We start from the raw sequence: 12,498 nt of genomic DNA on the forward strand, positions 1-12,498 counted from the left end.
CAGATGAAAGAATTAAAGATTGGAAATGTAACACTGAAAAACAGATATATACTCGCGCCAATGGCAGGAGTATCTGACATGCCTTTCAGGTGTCTTTGTCAGGAACAGGGCGCATCTCTTTTGTGTATGGAGATGATCAGCGCTAAAGCCATCCAGTACAACAACAGAAACACAAAAGAACTTTTAAAAATCCATCCCCGGGAAGACAAGGTTTCCCTTCAGTTGTTTGGTTCTGACCCGGACATTATCAGCGAAATCGCAAAGCGAATTGAAGAACTGCCTTTTTCCAGCCTGGATATCAATATGGGCTGCCCGGTGCCTAAAATCGTAAAAAATGGCGAAGGATCTGCGCTTATGAAAGAGCCGCGTCTTGTGGAGGAGATTCTGGACAAACTGGTAAAAGCCATTAAAAAGCCCGTTACAGTAAAAATCCGAAAAGGATTTGATGATACGTGTATCAATGCAGTGGAGATCGCAAAGATCGCGGAGGGGTGCGGAGTGGCGGCAGTCGCAGTACACGGAAGGACAAGGGAACAGTATTATTCGGGAAAAGCGGACTGGGAGATCATCCGCAAGGTTAAGGAGGCGGTCTCCATTCCCGTGATCGGAAACGGGGATGTGACATCCGCAGAAAAAGCACAGGAAATGTTTGTGGAGACTGGCTGCGACGGCATTATGATCGGCCGGGCAGCCCAGGGAAATCCATGGATCTTCCGGGAACTTGTGGAGTATGAAAAAACAGGGATTGTCCCGAAAAGACCGGATATTCACGAAGTAAAGGCAATGATGCTGCGCCACGCAAAGATGCAGATGGAGCATAAAGGAGATTATCTTGGCATTCGGGAGATGAGAAAACATGTGGCATGGTATACCACAGGGCTGCCAAACTCAGCGAAACTAAGGGATGCCATCAATCATGTGGAAAGCTATGGAGAGCTGGAAGAACTTTTGGAGAAAAAACTGGAAGAAAAAGTATAAATAAGAAAGCCTGCTGATACATATAATGTACAAGTATATGACAGGGGGCTTTTTTCTTGACATTGCGGGGGTAATCATGTATAATACCAGAATTGCGGGAATATATGATTTTAGCGTAATGACGGTGAAGAACCGTATGAAAAAAGCAATATACCAGGCCAAAATGGCTGATTTCGTCTTGAAACCAGGGAGGATGTAAATAATGGAAGAAAAGAAAACAATACTTACTTATGCCGGATTAAAAAAACTGGAAGAAGAGCTTGAAAACTTAAAGGTCGTAAGACGTAAAGAAGTTGCGCAGAAAATCAAAGAGGCAAGAGAGCAGGGCGACCTGTCCGAGAATGCAGAATACGACGCAGCAAAAGATGAGCAGAGAGATATTGAGGCGCGCATTGAAGAACTGGAAAAGATCTTAAAAAATGCGGAAGTAGTAGTGGAAGATGAGGTAGACCTGGAAAAGATCAATATCGGCTGCACAGTGACTGTGTATGACAATGAATTTGAAGAAGAGATTGAGTTTAAGATCGTAGGTTCCACGGAGGCAAACAGCCTTCAGGGGAAGATCTCCAATGAGTCTCCGGTCGGAAGAGCGCTACTTGGACGGAAAGTCGGAGACACAGTGGAAGTGGAAACACAGGCAGGAGTAATTGAGTATAAAGTACTGAAAATCGACAAATCAATTTAAGGAGTGAGGAACGTGGCGGAGCAGAAAAATGTACAGGAACAGGACCTGAACCAGTTGAGAAAAGTTCGCCGTGAAAAATTGGCGGAGCTGCAGGCAAACGGAAAAGACCCGTTTGTCATCACAAAGTATGATGCAACTCATCATAGTATGGAAATCAAAGACAATTTTGAAGAGTTAGAAGGAAAACCGGTATCCGTGGCAGGACGTATCATGTCCAAGAGGATCATGGGAAAAGCGTCTTTCTGCAATATCCAGGACCTGCAGGGGAATATCCAGTCCTATGTGGCAAGAGACAATATCGGGGAAGAATCCTACAAAGAATTTAAAAAGATGGATGTGGGCGACATTGTCGGCATCAAAGGTGAGGTTTTCAAGACCAAGACAGGAGAAATCTCCATTCATGCATCCCAGGTGGAACTTTTGGCAAAGAGCCTTCAGATCCTTCCGGAGAAATTCCATGGGCTGACAAACACAGATCTTCGTTATCGTCAAAGATATGTGGATCTGATCATGAACCCGGATGTAAAGGATACCTTTATCAAACGCTCCAAAATCCTGAGCGCGATCAGAAGATATCTGGACGGAGAAGGATTTATGGAAGTGGAGACGCCGATGCTTGTGGCAAACGCAGGAGGAGCTGCGGCAAGGCCGTTTGAGACACATTTTAATGCTCTGAGTGAAGACTTTAAACTTCGCATTTCCCTGGAGCTGTACTTAAAGAGACTGATCGTGGGAGGAATGGAGCGCGTATATGAGATTGGACGTGTATTTAGAAATGAAGGTCTCGACACAAGACACAATCCGGAATTTACATTGATGGAGCTTTACCAGGCATACACAGACTACAACGGAATGATGGATCTGACAGAAAATCTGTACCGCTATGTGGCAAAAGAAGTGCTTGGCACAACAGTCATCACATACAACGGGGTTGAGATGGACCTTGGAAAACCATTTGCGCGCATGACAATGATAGATGCTGTGAAAAAATACGCAGGTATTGACTGGAACGAAGTGGAGACACTGGAGCAGGCACGCGCACTTGCAAGGGAGCATCATGTGGAATTTGAAGAGCGCCATAAGAAGGGAGATATCCTTTCCCTGTTCTTTGAAGAGTTTGCAGAAGAACATTTGATCCAGCCGACCTTTATCACAGACCACCCGATTGAGATTTCACCGCTCACAAAGAAAAAACCGGACAACCCGGATTATGTGGAGCGTTTTGAGTTCTTCATGAACGGATGGGAGATGGCAAACGCATACTCTGAGCTGAACGACCCGATCGATCAGAGAGAGCGTTTCAAAGCCCAGGAAGAACTTCTGGCACAGGGAGATGAAGAGGCGAACACAACGGACGAGGACTTCCTCAATGCGCTGGAGATCGGTATGCCGCCTACAGGTGGAATCGGATTTGGAATTGACAGAATGTGTATGCTGCTTACAAATTCCGCAGCGATCAGAGATGTTTTGTTGTTCCCGACAATGAAGTCACAGGGCGCAGTAAAGAACGAAGTAAACAATGCAGCACAGTCTGTAAAAGCAGAAGAAAAACCGGCGGAGAAGATAGATTTCTCCAAGGTAGAGATTGAGCCGCTTTTTAAAGATTTCGTTGATTTTGAGACATTTTCCAAGTCTGATTTCCGGGCAGTAAAGGTAAAAGAGTGTGTGGCTGTTCCGAAGTCCAAGAAACTCCTGCAGTTTACTCTGGATGATGGAACAGACGAAGAACGCACGATTTTAAGCGGAATTCATGACTATTACGAACCGGAAGAACTGGTAGGCAAGACATGTATTGCCATCACAAACCTGCCGCCGAGAAAGATGATGGGCGTTGATTCCTGCGGTATGCTGATCAGTGCAGTACATCAGGAAGAGGGAGAGGAAAAGCTTCATCTTCTGATGGTGGACGACCACATTCCGGCTGGTGCGAAGTTATATTAAATCATTCTTCCAGGATAAGAAAAAACCATTGTTCCTGACAAGAAAATATTAATTTGACAACAAATTCAAGCTTAATCATGAATTATCATGAAGAGTGGTAAATAGTTGTCATTCATCCAATGCCGGCAAATACGATTGCAGAAGGGGCTGCCGCACTAATTTAGTGCGGCAGCCCCGTTTTTTTAGAAAGCTGCTGTTTTGAGCTCCATTTGCATATGTGATCCTGGAAGAGTCATAGGTACAGTTTCAACAGACTCCCATTTTGCCACAGCCTGCCTGGTCACACCGATTTTCTCACCCATTTCTTCCTGGAAATATTTGTGATACTGGCGCAGAGCGGTTATATTTTGAGAAATCAGATTTGATTGTTTTTCATGTATTTCCAACCTCCTTGGCCTTATTATGCCTTGTCACTGCCGGATTTCTACCGACAGGCGCTGACAAAGTATATGCGTTTTGGTTGGCTTTTTGGTGGAAGTATTGTTAAAAATACAGAGATTCATTTTTGGCTTGACAAAAGATGCGGGATGGATTATATTCATATCGTAAGTAGTAAGTAATAAGTAAATATAAAATCAACGGAGGTGTTGTTATGAAAAACTTATCCATTACCCAGCAATATCTGCTGTGCATACTGAAAAAGAATGGTAAACTTTCTACTCTTGAAATGGAAAAAACGACCTGTTTAGCGGCTTCCGGAGTGCTGGAATTATTGCTGGATAATGTTTTTTCTTTTGACGGGAAGAAATTGTCAGTTCAGGCTGAATTGCCGGAAGATAAGATTTATGTGCGTTCAGTTTATGAAGTTGTAAAAAGAAAACAGCCGGTAAAATTTGAGAATGTTGTTGAATGTTTTTCTTTTAATTTTACGGATAAATATATTAGCAGTCTGATTGATGGTGTGGGAGAATCTCTTGCGGAACTGGGCTGTGTACAGAAGGAAAAGGGCGGTTTTATGAATGGGAGGACAGTCTATATCCCCAATGCCGCCGATGTGGATAATATTGTACAGAACATCCGGGCAGAACTCCTGGAGGATGGAGAGCTGTCAGAGGATATTGTGGCTTTAACTGCTCTTTTAAATAAAAGTAAGGATCTGCAGAGATATTTTTCTGCGTATGAAAAGCAGGCTCTGAAAAAACGACTGAAAGAAATCAAGGAGAATCCTCAAAGTGAGATGATCCAAAAAGTAGCCGATTATATTGACTCCATGTTTCTTTTGTTTATCGTGGCGATTTCATGATGAAGGAAGGTGCACATAATGTCAAGGCAGAGAAGTATGGAGGCAATTCTGGTTTCCGAGTATGTGACGATCGGGGAATTGGTGCGCCTGACTGAGACCCGGTACAGTACATTAAAGTTTTATACAGAGGAAGGATTTCTTCCGTTTGTTCAGGAAGGAGCAAATTTGACACGTCGGTATCCCAGAGAAAAAACAGTAGAACGTATTGCATATATTAGAGGTTTGCGGGACCAGAAGAAAACGATTCCCCAGATCAGAGAAATCTTGAAGGAAAAAGACCGTTGAGGAGAACTGCTCACCTCCTCCTGTACACCGGATAGACGAAGAAATGCTGGTATAGTTACAAAAAATTTCAAAAATTATCAATTACTCCTATCTCAATAAAACAATGTAGAGGAGGATGGAGATGGAATTTAGAGTAAATGATACTGACCTTATGGCTTCCGTATTTATTCCGTTTGTGAATCAAATATGGCAGGGCAATTACGATACTGATCGTACACAGATAGCATTATCCAAAACAATTAATATTACAGCATATGATGATAATAAGCTGGTAGGGTGTCTGCGGATTCTAACAGACGGATATTTCTTTGGTACAATTACAGAATTGCTTGTTCTGCCAAAATATCAGAAAAGAGGATTGGGAAGTGAACTGCTTGAATTGGCAAAGGCAAATACTCCAACGATGTTGTATTTTGGAGCGCAGCCGGGAGTAGAAGAATTTTATGAAAAGAATGGCTGTAAAAAGAGTTTACAGTCATACTCGATAGAACCTATTAATTGAGATTTGTTCTCCTAAAAGGAGACCATCGTGAAAGAATTAAAAACGATTATGGATCATATAGAAATATGCCAGAATCTATCTATATGAAGAAAAATATATAAGATGTAATGTGAGGAGGTATACAACCCATGAGAGATATGATTGCGTATTGCGGGCTGGACTGTGAAAAGTGCGATGCGTATCTTGCAACAATCAATGATGACCAAACTCTGCGGGAAAAGACTGCTAAACTATGGGCTGAATTAGATAATGCACCCATTCTGCCTGAGCATATAAACTGTAAGGGGTGTCGTACTGACGGGGTTAAAACTGTATTTTGCGAAAATCTTTGCAGTATCCGGCAATGTGCATTGAAAAAAGGAGTCGCCACCTGCGGAGATTGTCTGAACTTAGAAAATTGTTCAACTGTCGGTGCGATTATCTCAAATAATCCTTCTGCTTTGAAAAATTTGGAAGGATAAAATACATAGCTTAACGAATTGCAATTTGCAGGAGAAAAAAATGAAATAACTATTCCGGGGAAGAGATAAAAGATGGCTTAAGATATGTGGTTGATATGTACGGATATGGGTATATCAGTGATATTTTTTTGGAAGAGCCGGAGCGACAGATATTTTTGAAATATGAAAAGAATTGAGAAAGAGATGGGATTTTGTATAGATAAAATTTCCATCTCTTTTTTATTCTAGTAAGAAAGTCCTTATGAATCCCCTATAGAATAAAAGCCTTCCGGGCAGTTGAACTGGGGTTGCCCACTTTGCTGTGTGCGGAAAAATCTAACCAAAAGCAAATCAAACTCTAACCGAATGCAAACCACAAAGGAAAACCAATTTGCTATAATACCAACGTAATTTGAAACAGACACAGATGAGTAGCGCCAGAAAGGAGAGGAAGCATTTGACTACAATACAGCGAGGTAGTTTGTACATTAGACGGAGTAAGAAAAAGACAGTATTGATGTTTGGAATATTTTTGCTGATTTCAGTTTTATGCTTTCTTTGTACTGTAATCGCTAAAGAAGCAAACCTGTCGGTAGAGAAGATTCGAGAGTCCATTGGCGGTGAATTTTACATCCGGCCAACACAGAAAAGTATGGTTGATGAAGGTGGGAATATATCAACGGAAACGGTCGATGCTACGATTTCCAAAGAGACAATAAAAGAAATTCTCGATGAGTCAAAGGTACGTTACTGGAATACAGTAAATTATGGATATGCGAAATCAGAGCAGCTGAGGTTTGTGCCTGGTCAAGATGACAATGAAGGAAATAATATGGGCCGTATCCGAAGTATGAATTATTCGGAACTGGATGAAAACTTTCTGGATGGAACCTATGTGATGCTGGATGGCAAGCATATTGTTGCGGGTGACAGCAGGAAGGTTCTTATAACGGATCAGTTGGCAGAAACAAATGGATTGAAGGTTGGTGACCGGATTTGGCTAAAGAGTTCAAAGTTACAGGAGAAAGATGGCAGTTATTATGATGGGCTCACAGGGAATCGGGCGAGCGTTGAGGTGGAGGTTAAGGGAATTTATTCCACCACAGAGGAGAATATCATGAACCTTCCGACAGCTGCTATGCCGGAAAACAGTGTCATAGCAACTTTTGACATTCTGGATGAGTTGGGGCAATCCGAGCCCGGCATCTATAAAGGCGAGCAACGTTTTTTTGTGAAGGATCCCAAAGAGATTCCCGCTATAGAAAAGAAAATCCGCGCAATTCCAGGCATAGATTGGGAGAAATATTTCATTTATTCCAATGATTATAAATACAGTAAGGTGTCTGAAGGAATGGAAGAAATGGAAACCTTGATGGAATTACTAAGAATCATTGTCTACTGCGTGGGAATCATTATTCTGTTTCTGGTGCTGATTGTAAATATCCGAAACAGGAAGAAAGAGGCAGGTATTTACTTGTCCATAGGAATCTCCAAGAGAATGATTGTGGTGCAATATCTCCTGGAAGTGACACTGACATTTTTGGCGGCGTTTGTGATTGCCATCATAGTAATACAGGGAATGTCTGGTGTTGTGGCAGACCGGCTGTTTGTGGAAGTTCCGGAGAAACTTATTTCAGTAGAGAATCTGAATGTGAATGGGGTTGACGGAACTGGGGGACTGCCGGCAGTTGATATTGTAATGTGGCTTGGCTTAGAGATTGCAGGCTTATACAGCGCGGTAATCTTGGCAGCTATTCCGATTTTAAAATTACAACCCAAAACCATACTGAGTCAAATGGAGTAGGTGGACGGGCAGTGGCGATTTGAAGTGGCGCAGTAAAGGAGCAGATATGAATTTTTTTAAAAGAGCATTTAAGTATTGTATCAGACAGCGGACAAAAAATATGATTCTGTTTTGTATTATGTCAGTGATTGCAATATTCTTGATTTTGAGTGTTTCTATTTTGACATCATCAAAGAATGCGTCTTTGAATGTAAAAGGGGATGTCACTGGAAAACTACAGTTGACGATAGATGAAACGGGGAATTATGGAAGCGGTACTGGTTCTCAGAATGGAATGAGTTACATTTACAATGGAGATAAGATTACTTCGAAATTGATAGAGGCAATAAGTAAGGTGGAAGGAGTGGTTGACTACAATTCCGAAACCAAAGAGTGTTATTACGGCGCAGCTGTTAACTTCAAGTACTTTTCTGCTTCTTTTGGGGGTGGCTTTACGCCGTATGGTGATGCATCGGGAATCACTTGTGTGCTCTCTTCTAAGAAAAGTGAAAAGTTTGAAAGCGGAGTTTATAAGCTAAAGGCTGGAAGACATATCCAGCCCGATGATCAGTATGTGGCTTTGATGTCCGATGTCCTGGCAGAATATAACAATTTGAAAGTAGGTGACAAAATTAAATTATACCTTCCCTCTCCGGCTGACAGTATTGTGGAGTTGGAAATTGTCGGTATCTACGAAGGGGCTGAAGGTGCGCAGAGCGAAACGATGTTTTTGGATGATATAGATGCCAATGTGCTGTATTCGGATTTTAATCCGGGTAACGATGAGTACGATGAGCCGGATGAATACTTAGATCTGACTATTTATGTGGAGGATCCGGTCAACATCCGGAATGTGTATAACAGGATTATGGATTTGCCGGAAATGCAGGGCAAAACCTTAAAGCTGGAAATGGACAATTCTGAGTATGAGCAGATTGTAAATCCGCTTACGCAGGTACAAAAGGTTATAAAGATTCTTATTATTGTGGGTATCATTGTAAGTATCATTGTTTTAACCTTGATTCTGAATATATGGATTCGTAACCGCAAACAGGAGATTGCTATTTTGATAGCGCTGGGAAACAGCAAAAAAAATATTTTTGGACAATTTCTATGCGAGGTTCTGGGAGTGGCAATGTTTGCTTTCGTGGCAGTTGGTGTATTGGTGACTGCACTAAGAGGAGTTTTGAATGATATTATTGTCCGGCTTATCGGAGACGAAACAATCTCCTTTTCATTACAGATAAGTTCGGTTCAGATGCTCTTCATGTGCATTGCAGGCAGTGTGATCCTTGTTATTGCGGTGTCGATTGTCACATATTCCATTATGCGGCATAAACTGGTAGAACTGTTTTCAAAGACAGACTGATTTCAAAGCTGAGGAACAGGTAGACGGTTAGAAAAATAGAAATGAGGTAAAGATATGGCTTTGCTGGAAGTAATGAATTTGAGATATGGATATGAAAAGAATAAGAATATCCTGAAAGGGATTTCAGCAGAATTTGAAGCGCGGAAGTTTTATGCAATCCTGGGACCGTCAGGTTGTGGAAAGAGTACCCTGCTTTCATTAATAGGAGGGTTGGAACAGCCCAATGCAGGAAAAATTTTATATAAAGGTAAGCAGATTTCTGAACTGGGACTACAGAATCACCGGAAACAGAATGTGGCGTTTGTTTTCCAGAATTTCAATTTGTTGGAATATATGACAGCGGAGGAAAATGTAGCTCTCGTTTCTGAACTTCCGCCTCTGCCTATTTTGAAAAAAATGGGATTGACACAGGAGGAGGCAAAAAGAAACGTGAAAAAGTTATCTGGCGGTCAGCAGCAGCGAGTGGCTATTGCAAGGGCTTTGGCATCGGAACGCCAGCTTTTGCTGGCGGATGAACCTACCGGGAATCTGGATGAGGAGATGGCGCAGGAGATTATAGAGATTCTGAAGGAGAGTGCATATGTTCATGGAAAGTGTGTGATCGTTGTGACACATTCTTTGGAGCTCGCCGGTCAGGCGGATGTTGTTCTGACACTGAAAGGCGGTAAGTTGTTGTAAGAGCAAGAAGACCGTTTCTACTGTAAGCTATAATGGTAGCGTAGCTGGCGGAGCGATTACCAGCGTGAACCAAAAAGATATGGGATTATCAGGGATAGGTTTTTAATATGCTTTGATAATCCCATCTTCTTTATGCTATAATAAAAAAGTTTATGTAAAAATGATATGGGATAGATTGAGTAAATACAGAATTGATATAGATAGAATATTACCTATTTTGTTAAAGAAGTTTGAAAAGAGAGGAAACAATTATGGCAGGATGAGAAGGATCACGATGAGGATATGCAGATGAATGCACAATATTTGGGAGTAATATTTTTCTTAAACAGAGCAATAGTAGGAGGTAGGTTGCAAAATATGCGATCGCTGTGCTGGACGTAGGCCAAGTGGTTAAAGCAGATAACATTTTGCAGAGTAGTGCAATGAAGAAGATTTTAATTGTAGAAGATGATAGGTTTATTCAAAATGCCCTGGGAGAATTATTGCGCGTAAGCGGTTATGAGGTGTTTCAGGCATATGACGGCGCGGAAGGAATTACAGAATTTAGGAAAAGGGAAATTGACTTGATCTTACTGGATATTATGATGCCGGAGAAGGATGGTTATGATGTCTGTAAAGAGGTCAGAGCAGTTTCTTTGGTGCCTATTATCATTTTAACTGCATTGGATGAAGAGGAAGCAGAGATCAAGTGCTTTGACCTGAAGGCGGATGATTATATCGTAAAACCATTTTCAGTACGGGTAGTACTCAAACGGATCGAAGCAGTGCTGCGGCGGATGAGTGTAGGAAATTCTGAAGACGAAGAATCGTGTTTGAAAAATGAAAATGTGAAACTGGATATTGCCAGCCGGGTGGCTTTTGTTGATGGCAAGGAAGTCTATCTTACACGTACCGAATTCGACATTGTAAAGTATTTGATGGAAAACATGGGGAAAGTATGTACGCGATATGAGTTGATAATTGGAGATAAGGGGGACGATTTCAGCACCGGAGAAAGGGAGGTCAATTTTCATATAATGAATCTGCGGAAAAAAGGGCTCACATGTATTCAAACAGTAAGGGGGATAGGATATAAAATTGAAAAATAAACTTAGAACCAGTTTGAGTATAAAATTTTTTATTGGCACGGTTTTTGTATTGGTTATCTGCAGCGCCTTTGTCTATGCAATTATGATGTTGTCTATTCCGAAAACGTATCAAAAAAATGTCAATGTACAGGTACAGAGGAACACGGATGACTTTGTTGAAAAACTATCTTCGATGACGTTGGAAGAAGCCAAGGAACCAATTTACAACTTCTGTATAGAAAATGTGGTATTGGCGAAGTTGGACACTGCTGACGGGCAGAAGTTTTCCTTTGGAGATATGGATAAGATTAAAGAGACAACAGAGGATGAGTTGAACAGTTTGGCATATGGGGTGCAATTTAAAAACAGTACACAGGAGGATATGCTTGTATTTTTTGTGGTTGATTCCTCGGGAAGGCAGAATGTAACACTGAGCTTTTGGAAAAGTATCCCGCTGGTATTGATCTTAGTACTACTGGCATCCTTTATAACAGCATATCTCTGTCATCGGATATTGATTAGACCGATCATATATCTGAGCAGAGTGTCCAAAAGGCTTTCGACGCTTGATTTGACATGGCGATGCAATACGAAACGAAAAGATGAGCTGGGAATCTTGGCAGAAAGTCTGGATTCCATGAGTCTGAATCTGCAGAGGACGCTGAAGGAACTGGAGATGAAGAGTGAGCAGCTAGAGCAGGATATTGTGAAGATGAAAGATATGGAGCGGCAGCGGAAGAGTTTTTTTGCGGCTGTGTCCCATGAATTGAAGACTCCGATTACTATTTTGAAGGCTTACTCCGAAAACATGCTTTATAAGATTGGAGATTTTGCAGATAGGGAGAAGTATCTGCGGGAGAACCTAACTGTATTGAACAGCCTGGAGAAACTGGTAAAAGAGATTATTCTAGTTGCAAAGCTAGATGCAAATGATATGCAGCAGTCTTATGAAGAGGCCAGCCTGGTAAGAATGATCAAGTCCGATATTAAGTCGATATTGCCGATTGCAAAAAAGAAACAAATCCAGATAAAGAATCAGATAGATACGGATATCAAGATATATGTTAATGAGCGCTTGTTTAAAAAAGTTCTGTCCAACATTATCCTGAATGCGGTTCAGTATTCGCCCCCACAGGAGCAGGTGATTTTGAAACTAGAGAACGAGAAACGCCTGCAGATTATCAATACGGGAACGCGCATAGAGAACCTGGAGGACATTTTCCAGCCATTTTTCCGTGTGGAGAAATCCAGAAATAAGGCTACTGGTGGATCTGGTATGGGATTGTATATCGTGAAAAAGGTTTTGGAACTGCATGGCATGGACTATCAGATGAGTAATGTAGAAGGGGGTGTGATGTTTGAAATTACATTGGATGGAGAAATAATAGATAATTTTTAAAATTGAAAAGAATTGAGAAAGAGATGGGAGGCTTATAGACAAAAATTCCGTCTCTTTTTTATAGTGTCTTTAAAAGTCATGTGATATAATAATAAAGTACCTTTGCAGTATGTATTGAAACTTAAGAA

At 41.4% G+C, this 12,498-nt stretch carries 13 protein-coding genes; 12 read left to right on the plus strand and 1 reads right to left on the minus strand.

The features are described from left to right. Positions 1–3 precede the first annotated feature (3 nt). From dusB to lysS, 3 genes are all read left to right on the plus strand, one after another. Positions 4–978, plus strand: a complete 975-nt coding sequence (dusB, locus tag B5F18_RS04375) for a tRNA dihydrouridine synthase DusB (protein ID WP_087156451.1) — start codon at positions 4–6, stop codon at positions 976–978. A gap of 202 nt (positions 979–1,180) precedes the next feature. After that, positions 1,181–1,663 carry a transcription elongation factor GreA gene (gene greA / locus B5F18_RS04380; RefSeq protein WP_087156452.1) on the plus strand — a complete coding sequence of 161 codons (483 nt, stop codon included), beginning with the start codon at positions 1,181–1,183 and terminating at the stop codon, positions 1,661–1,663. Positions 1,664–1,675: 12 nt separating this feature from the next. Then, positions 1,676–3,604, plus strand: a complete 1,929-nt coding sequence (gene lysS / locus B5F18_RS04385) for a lysine--tRNA ligase (protein WP_087156453.1) — start codon at positions 1,676–1,678, stop codon at positions 3,602–3,604. A gap of 182 nt (positions 3,605–3,786) precedes the next feature. Here the strand turns inward: lysS and B5F18_RS04390 are convergent, their stop codons facing one another. Further along, positions 3,787–3,990 carry a helix-turn-helix transcriptional regulator gene (locus B5F18_RS04390; protein ID WP_087156454.1) on the minus strand — a complete coding sequence of 68 codons (204 nt, stop codon included), beginning with the start codon at positions 3,988–3,990 and terminating at the stop codon, positions 3,787–3,789. A 206-nt stretch (positions 3,991–4,196) separates the two neighbouring features. Between B5F18_RS04390 and B5F18_RS04395 the strand changes: the two genes are divergently transcribed. From B5F18_RS04395 to B5F18_RS04435, 9 genes are all read left to right on the plus strand, one after another. Further along, positions 4,197–4,847: a GOLPH3/VPS74 family protein gene (locus B5F18_RS04395; protein WP_087156455.1), complete on the plus strand. Its 651-nt coding sequence runs from the start codon at positions 4,197–4,199 to the stop codon at positions 4,845–4,847. An 18-nt stretch (positions 4,848–4,865) separates the two neighbouring features. Then, complete coding sequence (locus B5F18_RS04400; RefSeq protein WP_087156456.1) at positions 4,866–5,132, plus strand: helix-turn-helix domain-containing protein; 267 nt, start codon at positions 4,866–4,868, stop codon at positions 5,130–5,132. Positions 5,133–5,253: 121 nt separating this feature from the next. After that, complete coding sequence (locus B5F18_RS04405; RefSeq protein WP_087156457.1) at positions 5,254–5,634, plus strand: GNAT family N-acetyltransferase; 381 nt, start codon at positions 5,254–5,256, stop codon at positions 5,632–5,634. 128 nt (positions 5,635–5,762) lie between these two features. Continuing rightward, on the plus strand, positions 5,763–6,095 hold the full coding sequence (locus B5F18_RS04410) for a DUF3795 domain-containing protein (RefSeq protein WP_087156458.1): 333 nt from the start codon (positions 5,763–5,765) through the stop codon (positions 6,093–6,095). A 460-nt stretch (positions 6,096–6,555) separates the two neighbouring features. Beyond that, positions 6,556–7,878 carry an ABC transporter permease gene (locus B5F18_RS04415; RefSeq protein WP_162607532.1) on the plus strand — a complete coding sequence of 441 codons (1,323 nt, stop codon included), beginning with the start codon at positions 6,556–6,558 and terminating at the stop codon, positions 7,876–7,878. 46 nt (positions 7,879–7,924) lie between these two features. Next, positions 7,925–9,226, plus strand: coding sequence for an ABC transporter permease (locus B5F18_RS04420; protein WP_087156460.1), 1,302 nt, complete (start codon positions 7,925–7,927; stop codon positions 9,224–9,226). A 54-nt stretch (positions 9,227–9,280) separates the two neighbouring features. Continuing rightward, positions 9,281–9,904 (plus strand): ABC transporter ATP-binding protein, encoded by a 624-nt coding sequence (locus B5F18_RS04425; protein WP_087156461.1) that lies wholly within the window; start codon positions 9,281–9,283, stop codon positions 9,902–9,904. Between the two features lie 422 nt (positions 9,905–10,326). Next, complete coding sequence (locus B5F18_RS04430; RefSeq protein ID WP_087156500.1) at positions 10,327–10,992, plus strand: response regulator transcription factor; 666 nt, start codon at positions 10,327–10,329, stop codon at positions 10,990–10,992. Next, positions 10,982–12,370, plus strand: coding sequence for a sensor histidine kinase (locus B5F18_RS04435; protein WP_087156462.1), 1,389 nt, complete (start codon positions 10,982–10,984; stop codon positions 12,368–12,370). Before B5F18_RS04430 ends, B5F18_RS04435 begins: the two co-directional genes overlap by 11 nt. The last annotated feature ends 128 nt before the right edge of the window (positions 12,371–12,498 follow it).

The organism is Lachnoclostridium sp. An181 (assembly GCF_002160325.1).
Taxonomy (GTDB): Bacteria; Bacillota; Clostridia; order Lachnospirales; family Lachnospiraceae; genus An181.

Coding starts and splice junctions, on each gene's coding strand:
- dusB (WP_087156451.1), top strand. CDS start 4: ATGAAAGAATTAAAGATTGGAAATGTAACACTGAAAAACAGATATATA.
- greA (WP_087156452.1), top strand. CDS start 1,181: ATGGAAGAAAAGAAAACAATACTTACTTATGCCGGATTAAAAAAACTG.
- B5F18_RS04395 (WP_087156455.1), top strand. CDS start 4,197: ATGAAAAACTTATCCATTACCCAGCAATATCTGCTGTGCATACTGAAA.
- B5F18_RS04400 (WP_087156456.1), top strand. CDS start 4,866: ATGTCAAGGCAGAGAAGTATGGAGGCAATTCTGGTTTCCGAGTATGTG.
- B5F18_RS04405 (WP_087156457.1), top strand. CDS start 5,254: ATGGAATTTAGAGTAAATGATACTGACCTTATGGCTTCCGTATTTATT.
- B5F18_RS04410 (WP_087156458.1), top strand. CDS start 5,763: ATGAGAGATATGATTGCGTATTGCGGGCTGGACTGTGAAAAGTGCGAT.
- B5F18_RS04420 (WP_087156460.1), top strand. CDS start 7,925: ATGAATTTTTTTAAAAGAGCATTTAAGTATTGTATCAGACAGCGGACA.
- B5F18_RS04425 (WP_087156461.1), top strand. CDS start 9,281: ATGGCTTTGCTGGAAGTAATGAATTTGAGATATGGATATGAAAAGAAT.
- B5F18_RS04430 (WP_087156500.1), top strand. CDS start 10,327: ATGAAGAAGATTTTAATTGTAGAAGATGATAGGTTTATTCAAAATGCC.